18 protein-coding genes are annotated in these 17,968 nt (G+C 41.5%); 12 read left to right on the plus strand and 6 right to left on the minus strand.

Annotated elements, in window-relative coordinates:
- The 9 genes from HWQ37_RS18670 to HWQ37_RS18710 all read left to right on the plus strand — a co-directional run.
- Nucleotides 1-260: DUF29 domain-containing protein (locus tag HWQ37_RS18670; RefSeq protein ID WP_292749530.1), on the plus strand; the 260-nt coding region annotated here is incomplete at its 5' end.
- 116 nt (nt 261-376) lie between these two features.
- Entirely contained in the window at nt 377-841 is a 465-nt protein-coding gene (locus HWQ37_RS18675; RefSeq protein WP_292749532.1) for a hypothetical protein, read from the plus strand.
- A gap of 254 nt (nt 842-1,095) precedes the next feature.
- The gene (locus HWQ37_RS18680) at nt 1,096-1,593 is read left to right on the plus strand and encodes a hypothetical protein (protein ID WP_292749534.1); all 498 of its coding nucleotides are present in this window, start codon (nt 1,096-1,098) and stop codon (nt 1,591-1,593) included.
- A gap of 34 nt (nt 1,594-1,627) precedes the next feature.
- Nucleotides 1,628-2,425 (plus strand): Rpn family recombination-promoting nuclease/putative transposase, encoded by a 798-nt coding sequence (locus HWQ37_RS18685; RefSeq protein WP_292749536.1) that lies wholly within the window; start codon nt 1,628-1,630, stop codon nt 2,423-2,425.
- Nucleotides 2,426-2,455: 30 nt separating this feature from the next.
- Nucleotides 2,456-2,788, plus strand: coding sequence for a hypothetical protein (locus tag HWQ37_RS18690; RefSeq protein WP_292749538.1), 333 nt, complete (start codon nt 2,456-2,458; stop codon nt 2,786-2,788).
- 155 nt (nt 2,789-2,943) lie between these two features.
- Nucleotides 2,944-4,629, plus strand: a complete 1,686-nt coding sequence (locus HWQ37_RS18695) for an ABC-F family ATP-binding cassette domain-containing protein (protein WP_292749540.1) — start codon at nt 2,944-2,946, stop codon at nt 4,627-4,629.
- Nucleotides 4,630-4,850: 221 nt separating this feature from the next.
- The gene (gene gpmI / locus HWQ37_RS18700; protein ID WP_292749542.1) at nt 4,851-6,449 is read left to right on the plus strand and encodes a 2,3-bisphosphoglycerate-independent phosphoglycerate mutase; all 1,599 of its coding nucleotides are present in this window, start codon (nt 4,851-4,853) and stop codon (nt 6,447-6,449) included.
- Nucleotides 6,450-6,560: 111 nt separating this feature from the next.
- Nucleotides 6,561-6,794 carry a preprotein translocase subunit SecG gene (secG, locus tag HWQ37_RS18705; RefSeq protein ID WP_099101249.1) on the plus strand — a complete coding sequence of 78 codons (234 nt, stop codon included), beginning with the start codon at nt 6,561-6,563 and terminating at the stop codon, nt 6,792-6,794.
- Nucleotides 6,795-6,804: 10 nt separating this feature from the next.
- The gene (locus HWQ37_RS18710; protein ID WP_292749544.1) at nt 6,805-7,599 is read left to right on the plus strand and encodes a peptidase; all 795 of its coding nucleotides are present in this window, start codon (nt 6,805-6,807) and stop codon (nt 7,597-7,599) included.
- Between the two features lie 194 nt (nt 7,600-7,793).
- Here the strand turns inward: HWQ37_RS18710 and HWQ37_RS18715 are convergent, their stop codons facing one another.
- From HWQ37_RS18715 to HWQ37_RS18740, 6 genes are all read right to left on the minus strand, one after another.
- Nucleotides 7,794-8,237, minus strand: a complete 444-nt coding sequence (locus HWQ37_RS18715) for a DUF29 domain-containing protein (protein ID WP_292749546.1) — start codon at nt 8,235-8,237, stop codon at nt 7,794-7,796.
- Between the two features lie 198 nt (nt 8,238-8,435).
- Complete coding sequence (locus tag HWQ37_RS18720) at nt 8,436-9,587, minus strand: glycosyltransferase family 4 protein (protein WP_292749548.1); 1,152 nt, start codon at nt 9,585-9,587, stop codon at nt 8,436-8,438.
- 354 nt (nt 9,588-9,941) lie between these two features.
- Nucleotides 9,942-11,594 carry an MFS transporter gene (locus HWQ37_RS18725; RefSeq protein ID WP_292749591.1) on the minus strand — a complete coding sequence of 551 codons (1,653 nt, stop codon included), beginning with the start codon at nt 11,592-11,594 and terminating at the stop codon, nt 9,942-9,944.
- Nucleotides 11,581-12,600 carry a DNA repair protein RecO gene (gene recO / locus HWQ37_RS18730; RefSeq protein WP_292749550.1) on the minus strand — a complete coding sequence of 340 codons (1,020 nt, stop codon included), beginning with the start codon at nt 12,598-12,600 and terminating at the stop codon, nt 11,581-11,583. The genes HWQ37_RS18725 and recO overlap by 14 nt, the downstream gene beginning before the upstream one ends.
- A 77-nt stretch (nt 12,601-12,677) precedes the next feature.
- Complete coding sequence (gene deoC, locus HWQ37_RS18735) at nt 12,678-13,358, minus strand: deoxyribose-phosphate aldolase (protein WP_292749552.1); 681 nt, start codon at nt 13,356-13,358, stop codon at nt 12,678-12,680.
- A 170-nt stretch (nt 13,359-13,528) separates the two neighbouring features.
- The gene (locus HWQ37_RS18740; RefSeq protein ID WP_292749554.1) at nt 13,529-14,707 is read right to left on the minus strand and encodes a DNA cytosine methyltransferase; all 1,179 of its coding nucleotides are present in this window, start codon (nt 14,705-14,707) and stop codon (nt 13,529-13,531) included.
- Nucleotides 14,708-15,081: 374 nt separating this feature from the next.
- Between HWQ37_RS18740 and HWQ37_RS18745 the strand changes: the two genes are divergently transcribed.
- The 3 genes from HWQ37_RS18745 (at nt 15,082) to HWQ37_RS18755 (ending at nt 17,896) form a co-directional block, all read left to right on the plus strand.
- On the plus strand, nt 15,082-16,356 hold the full coding sequence (locus HWQ37_RS18745) for a glycosyltransferase family 4 protein (protein WP_292749556.1): 1,275 nt from the start codon (nt 15,082-15,084) through the stop codon (nt 16,354-16,356).
- Between the two features lie 584 nt (nt 16,357-16,940).
- Nucleotides 16,941-17,399, plus strand: a complete 459-nt coding sequence (gene rsfS / locus HWQ37_RS18750; RefSeq protein ID WP_292749558.1) for a ribosome silencing factor — start codon at nt 16,941-16,943, stop codon at nt 17,397-17,399.
- Nucleotides 17,396-17,896, plus strand: coding sequence for a CGLD27 family protein (locus tag HWQ37_RS18755; RefSeq protein WP_292749561.1), 501 nt, complete (start codon nt 17,396-17,398; stop codon nt 17,894-17,896). The genes rsfS and HWQ37_RS18755 overlap by 4 nt, the downstream gene beginning before the upstream one ends.
- The last annotated feature ends 72 nt before the right edge of the window (nt 17,897-17,968 follow it).

The raw sequence follows: 17,968 nt of genomic DNA on the forward strand, positions 1-17,968 counted from the left end.
AACCCGAACAACGCTCTCGCAGTTGGTTTTTAACAATTCGAGAACAGCGTCGCGCCATCCACAGACATTTGCGACAGAACCCCAGCTTAAAGTCTCGAATAGAAGAAGCTTTATTAGATGGCTTTGAAGCGGGAGTGGATTTAGCGCTACGAGAAACTAACTTACCATTACGAACTTTTCCAGAGCATTGCCCGTATTTATTTGATGATGCGATCGCAGACAATTTTCTGTGCGATACTCGTCAAGACTGGGAAGGATAATTACTACCACTTTTATGACGCTCATTTGTTATTTGGAGATACCTTAAGTAGAACGAGGTGAAAAAAATTATATACTTATAAGTTTTACTCCAAGTTAGTTAGATATAGTTACATCTATGAAACAATTAATAGAAAATGTAAAACAAACCATAGCGCAAAAAAAAATACTTTGGGCTTATCCAATTGCACTGAAATTACAAAAGTATCACTATAGTTTGGCAATCCAATGGGCAATAGAGTGCATACAAATATATTCATCCGAGATTGAATCGGACAAACTCTTCCAGCTTAATAAATATATTCAGCAAGCTTTGTCAGAGCCAAATTTTTTAACTCCTTTACAGTGTAATGAAATTAGTCGAGAAATATGGTATTTGCCTGAAAGGGAAGAAATTCAAACTGCAATAGCTCGACTATGGGGTTCTATCGCAGCTTTTAAAGATGGAGAAGATCGTGGTGGAGTAATGGAAACCACTAGGGCAGTCGAATTAGTATTACCTGATATATCCGCTCGTCGTCTATTAGATCGATACCTAGAAGCTGCTGTAATAATTTTTGAAGAATACGAATCACAAAACTAGGTGTGTGAGTAGTAAAATCGCATTGATTCACCTCTCGATCGCTAATTTTGGCTGAGTTAAAGTTCTGGTAGAAATACGTAATGGCTACACAAACTAAGTCCGTCTGCGTAAACTCCAGCAAATTGAAACCCACGGAGGTGGGTTTTGTCTGTATAGCTGCGATTTCTAATCGCCAGTGCTAGGGTATTTTACTGGCAGTTAAGGAATAAATGGTTTTAAAATGGTGCAATCTTAAAATATTTAGGGGTGCAGCTATGTCGCTACGCAATGAGCCTTTAGATTGGCAACTTGAAACGAATAATCCTTATATACCAGTTTATCATCAAGGGAATTTGGTGGGATTTTTTAAACCAGAATATGCTAATGAAATTATTAAAACTTTAAATGAAGAAGAAGTTTTAAAAAAAGCGCTGAAAATGGCTTGTACTGATTTAATTAAAAAAATCGGCGGTGATACCAGAAAAGTCAATTATTTAATGGAAAAATATGTAAAAACTAGTGAGCGCCCCAAGCATGGAACTAGAGCGATCGCAGTTTTACTTCAAGATAGGCAAAAAGAGCTTGACTTGAGTAATCAGGAGTTTGCTAAATTCTGCGATACCTTTAAATTATCTCCGACTGAACTGAATAATATTTATGCTGGAGAAGCCTTTGATGATAGTTTGTTAGCACCACTATCACGTATATTAGGGATGGCAAAAGAGCAATTGCTGAAAGTTCGAGATGGTTGTGAAGAATCAAGTAATATATAAACGGCAAATCAAAATTTTCAAATGATATAAATTTGTGAAAACAGACATCATCTTTTATCGGCTGTTTCAAGAATTTCCTGATATCTTCTTTGAACTTATTGGTAATCCTCCAGAATCAGCTAGTCTTTATCAATTTTCATCAGTTGAAATCAAACAAACAGCCTTTAGAATCGATGGTGTGTTTCTACCGACGCAAGGAAGCGAGAACCCGATTTACTTTGTTGAAGTGCAATTTCAAGCTGATGGGGAAATTTATTCACGGCTAATTGCAGAAATATGTTTATACCTGCGTCAGAATCAACCATTAAATGACTGGGGTGCTGTGGTTTTATACCCAAACAGGAATGTAGATACAGGCAATATCAAACATTACCGTGAGTTTTTCACAAGTGGGCGCGTCAGGCGCATTTATTTGGATGAATTAGGTGAAGCTACATCGCTTCCAATTGGCATTGCAACTGCTAAATTAGTAATTGCAACCGACGATATAGCGATCGCACAAGCAAGGGAGTTGATAGACAGAACCAAGTCAGAGATAAGCTCACCACCAAAACAGCAGCAATTATTACAATTTATAGAGACTATTTTGGCTTACAAGTTTCCCACAATGACTAGGGAGGAGATGGAGCAAATGTTTGGCTTAAGCGAGTTAAAGCAAACCAGATTTTATCAGGAAGCCTTTCAGGAAGGTGTTGAAGAAGGTAGGGTTCAAGGCGTTGAAGAAGGTAAACTCAAAGCAGTACCAGCAATGTTGGCAGCCGGGTTGACTGTAGAACAAATAGCACAGGCGCTAGATTTGAGTGTCGAAGAAGTCAGACAAGCCGCGCAGTAGGATTCTTCTGATCAAGGAGTAGAGGAATTGGTGGACTACAACATAGGAACTAGAAGTTTCAAAGATACAAAAGTTTATCAAGAAGCATTTGAAGAAGGGCGTTTGGAAGGTTTACGGCAATCAGTACCTTGTCTATTAGATTTAGCGTTAACTATTGAGCAAGTTGCGGAGGGATTAGGTTTAACTATAAACCAAGTTCAAAACGCGAAACTCTATCATGATGGCATCCAAATAGGGGAGCGTATAGCCAAATTAAAATTAATACCCACCTTATTGAAATTTGGGGTGACAGTGGAACAAGTGGCTGAGGCATTTGATTTCAGTGTCGAAGAAGTTAGACAAGTAGCACAAAGTCAGCCTTGAGATAGATGTGGTAGATTTTATCCGTGGCTCAAGCCAAATTTGGTTTGCGGCTTCCAACCTTTCTCACGACGAATTTATAGTTAATTTTTGTTAATATTAGAGGCGGTGTTAGTACTTCGTCCTCAACCACCCACTCCCTACCTGAGAGAAACTTAATGCTGCGACTAGAACATATAAGTAAAATTTATCCCACAGGCGAAGTTCTCAAAGATATCAACTGGGAAGTTAAACCAGGCGATCGCATTGGCTTAGTCGGTGTCAATGGTGCTGGAAAATCAACCCAACTCAAAATCATCTCTGGGGAAATTGAACCCACTGCTGGCGAAATTATCCGTCCTAATAGCTTACATATAGCCTACCTAAATCAAGAGTTTGAAGTAGACCCCACCCGCACCGTCAGAGAAGAATTTTGGACTGTCTTTAAAGAAGCCAACGAAGTCCAGTTATCTCTAGCGCACATCCCACAAGAGATGGAAACGGCTAACCCAGATGAACTGGATCGACTGATCGACAAGTTGGATCGCTTGCAGCGCAAATTTGAAGCCTTAGATGGCTACAACTTAGATGCACGCATTGGGAAAATCTTACCAGAAATGGGGTTTGGGCTAGAAGATGGCGATCGCCTCGTCAGCGCCTTCAGTGGTGGTTGGCAAATGCGAATGAGTTTAGGTAAAATTCTCCTGCAAAAACCCGATTTGTTGCTGCTGGATGAACCGACTAACCACCTAGATTTAGAAACCATTGAGTGGTTGGAAAATTACCTCAGAGGACTGGTTACGCCGATGGTAATAGTCTCCCATGACCGGGAATTCCTTGACCGCCTCTGCAACCAAATTGTGGAAACCGAACGTGGCGTTTCCGCTAGCTATCTTGGTAACTACTCGGCATATTTGGAACAAAAAGCCGAAAGTCAATCAGCGCAACTGAGTGCTTACGAACGCCAGCAGAAAGAATTAGAAAAACAGCAAACCTTTGTTGATAGATTTCGCGCCAGTGCTACCCGCAGTACCCAGGCAAAAAGCCGGGAAAAGCAACTAGACAAAATTGAACGCATTGAAGCACCCATTGCTGGGGTAAGAACTCTACACTTCCGTTTTCCCCCCGCACCCCGCAGTGGACGCGAGGTAGTAGAAATTAAAGATTTAACTCATCTTTATGGTGAGAAAATCCTGTTTTTATCGGCAAATCTCCTGATTGAAAGAGGCGATCGCATCGCATTTCTTGGCCCTAACGGTGCTGGAAAATCTACCCTTCTGCGCGTAATTATGGGGATGGAACCACCCACAGAAGGTAGTGTTCAATTAGGCGATCATAACGTTATTCCCGGTTACTTCGAGCAAAATCAAGCTGAAGCCTTGGACTTGAAGAAAACTGTCATGGAAACTATTCATGATGAAGTTCCCGACTGGGATAATCAAGAAGTCCGCACACTTTTGGGACGCTTTTTATTCACAGGTGATACTGTATTTAAGGCAGTTGGGGCATTAAGTGGAGGAGAAAAAGCTCGTCTGGCGTTGGCAAAAATGCTCTTACGTCCCGCGAACTTACTAATTTTAGATGAGCCGACAAACCACCTAGATATTCCAGCGAAAGAAATGCTGGAAGAAGCGCTCAAAAATTATGATGGTACGGCAATTGTAGTTTCACACGATCGCTATTTTATTTCTCAAGTAGCCAACAAAATCGTCGAAATTCGTGACGGTGAATTCCGCGTTTATTTAGGAGATTATCATTACTATCTCCAGAAAATTTCCGAAGAAAAAGAACAGGCAAAATTAGCTGCAATAGAAGCCGAAAAAGCGGCGAAAAAAGCTGCTAAAGCTTCTACAAAAAGAAAATGATAAACTAGAAAATGGCTTAGTAGTAGCGCAAAAATACTACTACTAAGTAATCACTCCTTATTAGCTTTCTAAAACATCACAGAAAAATTACTAAAATTTAAAAAATCTTTCAAAAAGCTGCAAGTCCTTCATAAAAGAAGTTAATAAGCAAAAATTCACTTGCGGCGTGGATTAGCAGTGGTATCATTCGGGTATTACAAACAGTAAAGGGCAATTTTACTATGACCAAAGCACCTGTTGCTCCTGTGGTGCTAGTCATTTTAGACGGATGGGGCTACTGCGAGGAAACGCGAGGAAACGCCATTACTGCTGCGAAAACTCCCATCGTGGACAGTTTATGGGCCGCTTACCCGCATACCCTCATCCACACATCAGGAAAAGCCGTAGGGTTGCCAGAAGGTCAAATGGGCAACTCGGAAGTTGGTCATTTGAACATTGGTGCTGGGCGAGTTGTACCGCAAGAACTGGTACGCATCTCTGATGCGGTCGAAGACGGTTCTATTGCCTCCAACCCAGCACTTGTCAAAATTTGCCAGGAAGTTCGTTCTCGGAATAGCAAGCTGCATCTAGTCGGGCTTTGTTCTGAGGGAGGGGTACATTCTCATATCACCCATCTATTCGGACTACTTGACTTAGCCAAGAAAGAACGAATTCCAGAAGTTTGTATCCACGCTATCACTGATGGTCGTGACACCGCCCCAACTGACGGTGTAAAAGCGATGACGCTGCTGCAAAATTATATAGACCGCGCCGGAATTGGGCGTATAGTCACCCTCAGTGGTCGCTACTACGCAATGGATCGCGATCACCGTTGGGATCGAGTCAAACGCGCCTACGATGTGATGACCCAAGATGGTGTGGGTGATAATCGCACGGCTGTAGAAATCTTACAAGCATCTTACGCCGAAGGGGTAAAAGATGAATTTGTCAACCCCATCAGAATTGCTCCAGGCGCAATAGAACCAGGAGATGGGGTGATATTTTTCAACTTCCGCCCCGATCGCTCCAGACAATTAACTCAAGCTTTGGTTAGTCCCAAATTTAACGGTTTTGAAAGACAGCAAATCACACCGCTATCTTTTGTCACCTTTACGCAGTATGATTCAGACTTGCCTGTGGCTGTAGCCTTTGAGCCTCAGAACCTCAGTAACATTCTGGGAGAAGTCATAGCCAATCATGGTCTGAATCAATTCCGCACCGCCGAAACCGAAAAATACGCCCACGTCACCTATTTCTTTAATGGGGGTCTGGAGGAACCTTTTGTTGGAGAAGATCGGGAACTAGTAAGTAGCCCGATGGTAGCCACTTACGATCAAGCCCCAGCGATGTCAGCAGTAGCAGTTACAGATGTTGCGATCGCCGCGATTCAAAAGGGTACGTATTCTCTAGTTGTGATTAACTATGCTAACCCAGACATGGTAGGGCATACTGGACAAATCGACGCTACCATTACAGCAATTGAAACAGTCGATCGCTGTTTGGGACGCTTATTAGAGAGCGTTATCAAAGTCGGTGGTACAACAATTATTACTGCCGATCACGGCAACGCTGAGTATATGCTAGATGAAGGGGGTAATCCCTGGACGGCTCATACTACTAACCCAGTCCCCTTCATCTTGGTGGAAGGAGAGAAAGTTAAAATCCCTGGATATGGCACAAATGTCGAACTGCGAAACGATGGTAAGCTATCCGACATCGCCCCGACGATTCTAGAGATTTTACAGCTGTCTCAGCCACCAGAAATGACCGGGCGATCGCTGCTAAAAACAGCAGAATATGAACTGCAACGCACTCGCACCCCCGTACAAGTAGGACTGTAAAGAGTTCTGAGTGGTGAGTGGTGAGTGCTGAGTTAGGAGTTAGGAGTTTTTAGTGAACTTCTGACTCCTGAATTCTGTTTTTTGAAACTTTTTATAAATGAGATTCCTACCATGACAGTTAGTAATATCGTGCAAGGCATTTGGGCATTTTCCGCCACTGGTTTGATTATTTTAGTTTTACTCCATAGCCCTAAAGGTGATGGCGTTGGCGCTATTGGCGGACAAGCCCAGCTATTTAGCAGCACCAAAAGCGCAGAAAACACCTTAAACCGAATTACTTGGGCATTGACAGTAGTTTTTCTCGGTTTGACAGTAGTTTTAAGTGCTGGTTGGCTGCCTAAATAAGGATAGGTAAATGGGCAAAATAACCCAACACCCGATACTTAACGCCCTAATAAATTCAATTTCACGACGGTTAATTACAGCTCTTGCCTTATTTTTTGGCACAGGGCTGTTAATCATTTTTATTAATATCCAGTCGAGTAATGGGTTTACAATAATACCAAAATATGCATATTCAGATTTAATAATCTCTCTGCCTCCATCATCTCCACTAAAACCCCATCCCTTACCGCCCACACTCGCACAATGGCAAGATAACACTAACAGTGGTGACTACTTTTCCCAAGTCAGAACAACCCCAGTAGGTTATTTAGTCTGGTCGCAATTTCCCATTCGAGTTTACGTAGAACCACCAAAAGCCATCAGCGAAAAACAAGCTCAAGCATGGGTTAACGCTGTATTACAGGGTGTACAGGAGTGGAGTAATTATTTACCTTTAACTATAGTTGAACAACCAGAAATTGCTGATATTACGATCGCCCGAAAAGCGCCACCTCTACAAATTTCGCCTGGTAGTAATATACCTCGTGCGCGATCGGCACAAACTACTTACGAGTTATACACCAGCAACAAAGTTTTATCCCACCGCTTCACCATCTTGTTAAGTCCCAGTCAAACAGGTGAATATCTCATTGCAGCTACCCGCCACGAATTCGGACACGCTTTGGGAATTTGGGGTCATAGTCCGCTACAAACTGATGCCCTATATTTTTCTCAAGTTCGTAACCCGTCGCCTATTTCTTCCAGAGATGTAAATACTCTAAAGCGGGTTTATGAACAGCCAACTACTTTGGGATGGTCTTTATAGCAGCAATATACGGTAGGGGCACAGTCAACTTAAGGATAAAAGGGCGGTTAGAAACCGCGTCTACACAGGCAAAACCCACCTCCGTGGGTTAAAAAAACTTAATTTTATCTTAGCCCACGGAGGTGGGCTTTGTTTGTGTAGCCGCGAATTCCATTCGCCCTGGCTCTAAGTTGACAAAAGAATTAAATTTAAGATTAAGGCAACCAATTTTTATCCAAAATTTGCTCTAAGGTATAAGGACATAATTCAGGTAAATTGGTTAAATTTGTTTTAGCTTTAACATAATCTAAAGCATTGCTATAAATTATGTTGAAATTCTCTTCTAAATGATTGCGTAAATTGGCATTTAAATCTTCATTTAGTTGATTACGAAAACTAATAATTTCTGCTGCCCAATGATTAGCATTTCTTGGCTTTTCTAAATCCCAATATTGATAAAGTAATAAATGTCTAATAATTTGTTCCAACAAACTTCTGACTCGCCTTTTTTCATTTTTAGCCAAATCTTCCAATTCTTCTATTAAGTTTTCATAGTCAACCTCTGCTAATTGTCGATTTTTCAGACATTTAATAGTCTCCTCTAACCATTGCAGGTAATTGGATTCATATAATGTTTTTATGTCGATGATTGCAGTCATTTTTTGATTTTGTAGCTTTAATTTACTGTATATTTATTATTTTATGTTAACTAATTTGTTAATTTTTGCCGATAATTGCCCAGAAAAAACATACACAGCAGCTATAAGTTAGCCAATGCTGCCTAATCTAATATTGTTGCCCGATCGCACTCATTGCCATCTGAGAATTTAGAGTGCGATCGCACTTATTCCCTTTACCTATGCTCTACGACGACTTAGTGGTAGAGGTCGCTGTGCTAAAACTCCTTTATAAAGTTCTTCCAGTAGAGTAATATTTTTACTAAGGGTATAGCGGTCTAATACACGCTGTCTAGCTTTTTGCCCCAGTAGGGTTGTTAACTCTGGATGGTCTTGCAACACAGGCAAGAGAGTTCTCAATTGCGATCGCGCTGTTTTGGTACTAATAACTACACCTGCGCCCTTTTCTAATACTTCTCCATCAGCACCCACATCTGTTGCTAAACAAGCCAACCCACACGACATTCCTTCTAACAGAGATAGGGACAAACCCTCTACCAATGAAGGCAAAACAAATACATCTGCGCCGCGCAAAATTTCGATGCGTCGATCTTCATCAGCGACAAATCCCAACCAGGTAATGCCATATTCTGAACCAAAAAACGGCTCTAAGGAAGATTTCAAGGGACCATCGCCAACAATTAGTAACTTAGTACCAGGCTCCATTGCCGACTGCTTCCAAGCGCGGAGGAGGGCTTCGACATTTTTCTCTGGGGCGATTCTACCCTGATAGACAAACAAGCGATCGGCTTTAAATTCTGCTTTAATTTTAGAAATTCCTGGAGAATACTTCGCGGTATCAACACCGTTGGGAATCACGGCAATATTTTCTTCCCTTACGCCCATCCCTGCCAATAATTCTCGCTGAATTTGGGAAAATACAATCACGCGATCGTAGTTAACTAAAAAAGGCGCGTAGAGTTGATAAGCCAAAAGTTGTGTTCCCGATACCAGCTTTGCCCCCTTGCCAGCAAACGGTGTGTGAAAAGTGGCAACTAGGGGCAACCTCAATTCCTCACAGATTTCCGGTAGAAAAAAGTCTAGAGGAGATAACGTCAAGGAAGCATGGACTACATCTGGTTTGATTTCCCGCAGTGAATCGGTTAAAACTTTGGTGGCTTTAAAAGTGGGAATCGTGTAAACCTGGGACTTGTAAATGAAAGGTAGGGAAACCTCTCGAAGATTTGGCCAATTGTCAGGTTCAGACTCTTCCTGGGCGAAGTGAAGAAAGCTAACTTGATGTCCCCTATCTAGCAAGGCATTTGTAATTTCTCGACTGTAGGTGACGTTGCCGCAAAAGGGTGATTTTTTTCCAATCCAGGCTATACGCATTCTTTATTTAGCTGTAAGAAAAGCGGGTTTAATCTATTACTTGTATCCTTTGTGATTTTTCTTTTATCTAGCTATACTTGCTGGTTTTTTTATTTATTAAAAATTTCCACAACTTTCTACTAGTTTAAAAAGCTTATTGTCAGCTACTTAAACCAGTGGATTTATGGCTTTATTTATTTTAGTTATAAGTTGTTAATTTCTGATATTTAAACAACTTATTCTGACTAATGTCAGATTCATATCCGGCAAGTATGTGATAAATTTTCACTGACCACAGTTTACCATGAACGCAAAAGCTTTAAGTAAATATTAATTACCTCAAGGTAATGAATAATAACAACTGTTAGCTGATAACTACTTGTGTGAGTTATACCAGGTTAATATACCTCCTGAAAAGACGATCGCAGCTAATCCCAAAAAAACTACTTGTAATCCCAGAAAGGTTTCTGCAACGCCAGCTAATGCCAATGGTAAGGAGAGAGCAATATTAATTACATTGTTCTGCAAGCCAAAAACTTTACCACGCATTTCTGGAGGTGTTTCTGTTTGGATTGCGGTTTGCATCGGAATTCCCACTAGTGCCCCAAAGATACCTAATAGCGCCACCAGTAACAAGACTAGCCATAGTTGGGTTGTAAATACTGACAGACCAATCAGGGATGCTGTCATACCTATAGAACCGTACAGACTTAGCTGGGTATAGGAGAAGCGTTGACCAAATTGACCGAGAATTGTTGCTCCAGCAGCGATGCCAACACCACCGGCTGCTAGTAAAAAGCCAAACTGGGAGGCTTTCATGTTGGGAATTATTTCTGCCATCCGCACGGCTAGAACAGTTAATGCGGCAAAGACAGAAAACAAGATAATCAGCTGAAGCAAAGCATTGCGGACGCGATGATTTCCATTGAGGTAGGCAAAACCGTCCCGCAAATCAGAGAATACGTGAGGAAATTCTGTATCGGGGTGGTGGTGTTTTTCCTTAGTTGCTAGGAGGAACAAAATTAGTCCCGCGATCGCATAACTCCCACCTACTAAAAGTTCTTTGCCAAAATTACCACTACCACCAATTTGCAGCCAAAGTCCATCAGCGATCGCTAACAACGGTTCCCCGACAGCAAACCCAACAATCACCGATGCCATCATCGTTGTTGTATAAAGCGAATTTGCCGAGAGTAAATCTTGTTCTTCTACGATTAAGGGAATTGCCGCCTGTTCTGCCGGGGCAAAAAACTGCGTCAGTGTGGAAACTAAAAAAGTCACACCCAGGATGATTATAAAACCCACTGGCAGCACTCCTATGGGTTTCCAGCCATGAGTCAACCACAGCAGAAAAGGAATTGACAAAACCAGGATGCCGCGCCAAATATTTGTTGCCACCAGCACAGCCTTTTTCGACCAGCGATCGACAAACACGCCAGCAACGGAACCAAACAATACGGCTGGAATAGTAAAAGCCATCATCAAGACTGATACCCAACCACTAATACTCTGATTGCTTGCTTTAAACTGAGTATTAATTAAGGCAATCATCAACACTAAATAAACTTTATCTGCCAGTTGGGAGAAAACTTGACCACCCCAAAGAGCCAGAAAATTAGGGTTTTTTAATACAGGCAAAAACCCCTGCTGTGGTACATTACCTGAAACAGCTTTTCCGCCTGAACCAGACTCATCTAATTTCGGTGGTTCTTTTTCGGCGATCGCGGCTACTGGCAAATTATGCCCATTGCGAGAGCCGTTGCTATCTACTTCAGCAGTGGTTAATTTATCTTCAGATTGTATTTCTGATTGGCTTGGAACATCAGTTTTTGGGATTTCTGCTGTCCAACTTTGATCGTTTTTAGAAACGTCTTTTGGGGACATTTCTTGGCCATTTATTTGACTAGGTGTACACTTGGAAACTGTACTCAAGTGATTCCTGACTGTAGGTTCTGATACCCTATTTTGTCTTTTGGCGAGGCTTGGTGACAAAGGCAGGATTTTTTTATCCAAATCAGACGGTTGCATCATGGTTGGCAGCAAAATAAGAGTCGATCAAGGTAGCAGAGCGAATAGGGCGACCTAATTGATACTGAGCATACTGGCGCAAAATCTGCTCAACAGATAACCAGTCATAATCTCTAGCACCATCAATTTGCATTATCTCTGGTTGTGACAGATGTTGAAGCAAAGCCAGTTCCATAGCACCCAGACGACTAGAAATCACAGGTATTTCTTGCCGATGCACAACAACTGTTTGGGTATTGGGCATCCCTTCTCTACGAGACGCTACGCGAACGGCTTCGCTCAGGGCAAGTGGGAAAGGGGCATTGAAAAGAGGCACAGGGGCGGGGTGCGGGGGGCGGAGGGGAAAACTCTTCTCCCTTGCTCCCTGCTCCCTGATCCCTTGCTTCCCCATTTCCCTCATTTCCCTCTGCTCCTCTCTTCGCAAACGTTCCCTAGCTTCTAAGCAAACTATTCCACCCGCAGGGATACTAAATCCTACCTGCCACTTGGGGTCTGTAAAGTCTGGCTTGATGGGGCGTTGAGATAGGCAACAGATTTGCACTTGCGGCGTGAGTCCTGCTAAGGCTAAAAGGTGAAACACTCCATGAGCCAGATGAGCCAAAACATCAGATGGATTTCCACTAGAGGCCACCTCTAACCGATGGAGATGTTCATTGAACAACTCATAAAGTTCTTCTTGGGGTTGTTCGCTCAAAGCTTCACACAGAACTATTTCTGCTAAATATTGACTGGCAGCCAGTTTTCCCAAGTTTTTAGCTAAACCAGGATAAGTTTTTAACGTCTGTGCTTGAGTAATTTTATCAAGCGATCGCCCTTTGGCAATCAATAGTTCATTCACAACAAACATTCCACTCCTACCGCCCAGGCTGGAGTTGTGCTTACGTGCCCCTGGAGCCACTGCTCGAATCAGACCGAATTCCCGTGTCAAAATCGTCACTATTTTATCCGATTCTCCCAGCGCCTGGGTTTTAAGATTAATACCAGTTGCTTTGTAGGTTCTACTCATTAGTTATTAGTAGTTATTAGTCATTAGTAATTTAGTCATTGGTCATTAGCTTCGGACAAATGACAAAGGACAAATGACTATTCAACCTTTCCCAGGTTATCGCGCTGACGGAGCAAATCCATACCGCGAGATGTGCCTAATCTAGTAGCACCCGCTACGATTAAGTCTAGGGCTTGATTGATAGTGTGGATACCACCTGAAGCTTTAATTCCCACCCTTTCTTTGGCAAATTCCTTCAAAAGTCGTACATCTGCCACTGTTGCACCACCATTCCAACCAGTACTAGTTTTTAAGAATGCCGCTCCTGCCTCCATAGCTATTTCAGCAGCGATTTTTTTCTCCGCATCTGTCAACAGGTTAGTTTCCAAAATTACCTTGACTGTTTGCCCAGTCTCTTCACAAATTTCGGCAATCTCCCGGTGGACTTCTTCAGTTTTGCCAGCTTTCAACCAGCCCAAGTTTATGACTACATCCAACTCAGTCGCCCCACTATCCGCCGCTTCTTGAGCTTCATACAGTTTCACTGCTGAAGTCGTTGCACCAGAAGGAAAGCCTATCACCGTACAAACTTTCGGGTTTTTACCGTGGAGGAGTTCGACTGCTTGCTTTACATTAGCGGGGAACAGACAAACCGCCGCAAAGTTGAATCTATATGCTTCTTCACACCATTGCTCAACCTGCTCTGGAGTAGCTGTCGGCATTAACAGGGAGTGATCGATAAATGGCGCAATATCAATGTCTGGATAGTCTGCTGCCATCGTGTCTTCTGCCAGTGATTGATTATTAAACTTTATAAAAAATTAAAACATTTCTTATATATATATTAAACCACATTTATTACGAGTTTATTCTGAAAACAAGCTGCTGAATTGTCTTTAATATCGGCTTTACAGATATCCTGCAATTACTACAAGTATTTAAGTTGACTTTAAGTAGTAGTAATACCAGGAATATCAGCAGTGCTTTTTAGACTATTTCCTAAGAAGTTAATAATAGTTTTAGCTAATGACTGCGATGCCAAATATGGAACACCATTACCAATAGTTTTAAACATATTAGTGAGTGACATATTTTCTGGAAGTACAAAATTTGTCGGCAAAGATTGGATAGCTAAAGCTTCAGCTACAGAAATCCGCCGGACTTTGTAAGGATGCAAATGTACTTCATTATTTCCATAGCAAGCTGTCGGAGAGTAACGCCATCTATGCAGACGCTTGAAAGACTTTTTAGAATCATCTCCTTCATCTATAGCAGCAATTTTTGCAATCCCTGCCTTTGGTTGAAAATAGTTTTCAGCATTGGGATGCTTTAGAACGTGATTTTTTCTAAACCAGTATTCAACTGTTAATTCTTCAGGTATGTCATCAGGACAAGAAATGATGGAATTTTCTTGGAATGGTTCACACTTACGCCAAGGGTAAGCAAAAACATTTTCTTGAGGATATAAAATATAATTTTTCCAAGGAAAACACCTCTTGGTTAGTAACTTTTCAGTACCGAATTCTATTCCTATATCTTGAAGAAAATTATTTTTGAAACCTATTAGTATAATTCTTTCTCTATCCTGGGGTACACCATATTCGATAGCATTAATTAACCGCTCTGTCAATATATAGCCAGCTTCTTGTAATTGTTGCTTGAGCGATTCAAAAAATAAACGGTGTTTTGTTGTTCTCCATAACCCCTTAACGTTCTCAAATAAAAAGAAATCTGGAAGATTGCGACAAATTAATTCAACGTAAGAAGCGGAAAGCTTGCCATTATCTCCTAAACTTCCTCTATTTTTTCCAGCAATAGAAAAATCAGGACAGGGAGGCCCGCCGATAAAAGCAATTATCTTATGAGATTTGCGGCAGTCTTTGACTAATTCTTGAAGGTGTTGTGCTTCTTTTCCAACAATAAGATTTGTGACATCTGCTGCTTCACCATGATGATATCCATATTCAGGCGATCGCATTTTCAGAACTTCTCGTGAATGGCGATAGGCGGCGATGAATGGGGCGAAGATTTCATTGACATAAACAATATCAAAACCACTGGTTTCAAAACCTAAATCTAAGAAACCAGAGCCAGCAAAAAAAGAGAAAATACAAGGGCGATCGCTCATTGCATAACTAGTACGATCATAAAGTTTTATTAATATTCAGACTTGAGAAAAATGGTTTATCTCCGTAACTTCTAGGGATAATTAATACTAACTATCCCAATTTGATCTTAATGGTTGGCAAAACCTAATATACTTAGGGTTTCTACGTAAGTACCAATCAAAAAATAACCAATTGAAAACTGCTTAAATAGTAAAAAATTTTCCCAGTTTATCTAAGTATTACATCTCAAAGTTTACTCAATCTTTAAGGAAAATACCTGACAGAAAAAGAGTCTAGAGTCACAATTAAATATAGGGGTTTCCAAGCCCAAATGATATTTCAGACAAATATTTGTCATTAAATAAAAAACCGGAGTACTTCGGACTAAATTTTTATGCGGATTTTAATTTACTCCTACAACTACTATCCAGAACCAATTGGTATTGCCCCTCTGATGACTGAATTAGCAGAGGGACTAGTGAAACGTGGGCATGAAGTGCGCGTAGTTACTGCTATGCCCAACTACCCTGAGCGGCAAATTTACCAGGAATATCGGGGCAAATGGTACCTCAACGAATACAAAAATGGCGTTCAAATTCAACGCAGTTACGTTTGGATTCGTCCACAACCCAACCTATTAGATCGAGTATTACTAGATGCTAGTTTCGTCGTCACTAGTTTTGTACCCGCCCTCATCGGTTGGCGACCCGATGTGATCCTCTCAACATCGCCATCCTTGCCAAGCTGTGTACCAGTTGCTCTTTTAGGATGGTTACGTGCTTGTCCGGTAATTTTAAATCTACAAGATATATTACCAGAAGCAGCCGTCCACGTTGGTCTGCTGAAAAATAAATTACTCATCCAGTTATTTACATTATTGGAAAAATTTGCCTACCGCACTGCCACTAAAATTAGCGTCATCGCCGATGGGTTTGTGGAGAATTTGCGATCTAAGGGCGTAGAAGCTGAGAAAATTGTGCAAATTCCCAACTGGGTTGATGTAAATTTTATCCGCCCTTTGCCTAAAGAAGATAACCCTTTCCGCGCAGCACATAATCTAAACGGCAAATTTGTAGTACTTTATTCTGGCAACATCGCCTTAACTCAAGGTTTAGAAAGCGTCGTCAAAGCTGCTTCTGTGTTGCGCCATATCCCAGATATTGTTTTTGTCATCGTTGGAGAGGCAAAAGGTTTACAGCGATTGCAACAGGAATGTCTAGACTCCGGCGCAGATAATGTTTTGCTACTGCCATTTCAACCCCGCAAAGATTTACCACAGATGTTAGCAGCTGCGGATGTTGGTTTAGTGGTACAAAAGAAAAATGTTGTATCCTTTAATATGCCGTCAAAAATTCAAGTGCTACTTGCTAGTGGAGGGGCTTTAGTTGCCTCTGTTCCCGACAATGGTACGGCAGCAAGAGCTATCAGGCAAAGTGGCGGCGGAGTTATCGTTCCTCCAGAAGATCCCCAAGCTTTAGCGATCGCAATTTTAGATTTGTACCAAAACCCCGAAAAAGTCAAAACTCTGGGTTACAAAAGTCGCCAATATGCCGTTGAGCAATATGCTTTTGAGCAAGCTTTAAATCAGTATGAGTCCTTGTGTTACTCATTGACAGCAGAACGTAGAACAATTCAGTCTAGAGGCATAGTTACGAAACAAGAAGTTTAATCTTTAGAAATTGCAATTATCCCCTCATGTCTAAGTAGTAAGAGATTTGGGGGTAGCTAATTTTACTACTAAAAATACAGCGATAGACAAGCAGGTTTTCAGGTGGATTGTTGAACTAAAAATCTCACGGCTTCACTTCATTCAATCCGTGGGTAATCGACGATAAAGAATTTAATAATACTTAATAATATGCGTATGGGAATCGCACTTTTGCTAGACCAGTCATTAGTAAGCTATTGTTGGATCGTAATTTTTGGCAGATAGTCTAAAGCCTAGATGTGCCGTTACCTGCGAATTACTAGCTTTGCATTAGATATTATGCTGTTTGATGAATCTGTGATTATTTTCGCTGTCAATTCTTGCTGGAAAGCTATTGGTTGATTTCTCGCAGCACATAACCATCAGCTTTTCAGCTGTTGCGGATATCGAAATCTAAACAGCCAATTATCAAACTAATCCCATAGACACCTGTTTTTTTGTTAGTATTCAAAAAAACCTATTGACACATTTGTCAGATCAATTGTTTGTTGTTTGTAAGTAAATGTCAACAATTGTTTCAAAAGGAAGAAAGCACCTGAGGTTTAATGACTGATTATTTCCAAGGAAATTTCCCATTGCAATCTGTCCCACTGACGAAGAGTGCGGTAATAAGCCACGGCCAAACCGAAGAGGCGAGCGAAAAATTAGCTGCAACGATCGCTGTTGCGGCATCAGACCGCAAAGCCGGTGAGATATTATTGCTCAAAGTAGCAGAGGTATCTTACCTGGCTGATTACTTTGTGATGATGACTGGCTATTCTAAAGCACAGGTCAGGGCGATCGCTCAAGCAATTGAAGGAAAAGTCGAAACTGAGTTGCAACGCCGTCCCTTAAGGACAGAAGGAAAAGTCGAGGGAAGTTGGGTACTACAAGACTATGGTGATGTAATCGTTCACATCATGATGCCCAAGGAACGGGAGTTTTATAATTTAGAGGCGTTCTGGATTCATGCAGAGCGTATTTCCCTTCCAGAATCTGATGAAGGTGAGGATAAGCCAACATGATCAGGTCTTCGGTTTCTAATTGCCCAGTTCCTACAGACCAACAACCACTCAATGAATACGAAGAGTTAAAAACTTCCTGGCTGTTTCGTGATACTACTTTAGATTGGCGCGAGTATATCACAAAACTTGTTTGGATTTGGGGTTTATCTTGGCTTTTCGCAGGGCCGATAGCGGCGGCAAGTTTTCCCCCTCACAAGTATATTGCACATTTTCTTCTCTGTGGTGCAGCCGGAGCCAGTGTCGGGTTAGTACTGATACTGGTAAGGTTGTACTTAGGCTGGTTCTACGTGTGCGATCGCCTTTGCAGTCCCACAGTATTTTATGAAGAATCCGGCTGGTACGACGGCCAAACTTGGACTAAACCAGAGGAAGTTCTCAACCGCGATCGCTTAATTGTTGCATACGAAATTAAACCCATTCTGCGGCGGTTACAATTTACCTTCGCTGGCTTGGCGGGAATGTACGTTACTGGTACTATAGTTTGGCATTTGTTTTAAAAAGTTATTGGTCATTGGTCATTAGTCATTAGCTAAGGACTAATGACCAATGACCAATGACTAATTAATTAA

It is taken from the genome of Nostoc sp. NMS4 (assembly GCF_017115095.1).
Taxonomy (GTDB): Bacteria; Cyanobacteriota; Cyanobacteriia; order Cyanobacteriales; family Nostocaceae; genus Nostoc.

Excerpts from the sequence above, each read along its gene's own strand:
- HWQ37_RS18720 (WP_292749548.1), bottom strand. The coding sequence starts at position 9,587 with ATGCGTATAGCCTGGATTGGAAAAAAATCACCCTTTTGCGGCAACGTC.
- HWQ37_RS18725 (WP_292749591.1), bottom strand. The coding sequence starts at position 11,594 with ATGCAACCGTCTGATTTGGATAAAAAAATCCTGCCTTTGTCACCAAGC.
- HWQ37_RS18695 (WP_292749540.1), top strand. The coding sequence starts at position 2,944 with ATGCTGCGACTAGAACATATAAGTAAAATTTATCCCACAGGCGAAGTT.
- HWQ37_RS18680 (WP_292749534.1), top strand. The coding sequence starts at position 1,096 with ATGTCGCTACGCAATGAGCCTTTAGATTGGCAACTTGAAACGAATAAT.
- HWQ37_RS18745 (WP_292749556.1), top strand. The coding sequence starts at position 15,082 with ATGCGGATTTTAATTTACTCCTACAACTACTATCCAGAACCAATTGGT.
- HWQ37_RS18740 (WP_292749554.1), bottom strand. The coding sequence starts at position 14,707 with ATGAGCGATCGCCCTTGTATTTTCTCTTTTTTTGCTGGCTCTGGTTTC.
- HWQ37_RS18675 (WP_292749532.1), top strand. The coding sequence starts at position 377 with ATGAAACAATTAATAGAAAATGTAAAACAAACCATAGCGCAAAAAAAA.
- HWQ37_RS18755 (WP_292749561.1), top strand. The coding sequence starts at position 17,396 with ATGATCAGGTCTTCGGTTTCTAATTGCCCAGTTCCTACAGACCAACAA.
- HWQ37_RS18710 (WP_292749544.1), top strand. The coding sequence starts at position 6,805 with ATGGGCAAAATAACCCAACACCCGATACTTAACGCCCTAATAAATTCA.
- gpmI (WP_292749542.1), top strand. The coding sequence starts at position 4,851 with ATGACCAAAGCACCTGTTGCTCCTGTGGTGCTAGTCATTTTAGACGGA.
- rsfS (WP_292749558.1), top strand. The coding sequence starts at position 16,941 with ATGACTGATTATTTCCAAGGAAATTTCCCATTGCAATCTGTCCCACTG.
- secG (WP_099101249.1), top strand. The coding sequence starts at position 6,561 with ATGACAGTTAGTAATATCGTGCAAGGCATTTGGGCATTTTCCGCCACT.
- recO (WP_292749550.1), bottom strand. The coding sequence starts at position 12,600 with ATGAGTAGAACCTACAAAGCAACTGGTATTAATCTTAAAACCCAGGCG.
- HWQ37_RS18715 (WP_292749546.1), bottom strand. The coding sequence starts at position 8,237 with ATGACTGCAATCATCGACATAAAAACATTATATGAATCCAATTACCTG.
- deoC (WP_292749552.1), bottom strand. The coding sequence starts at position 13,358 with ATGGCAGCAGACTATCCAGACATTGATATTGCGCCATTTATCGATCAC.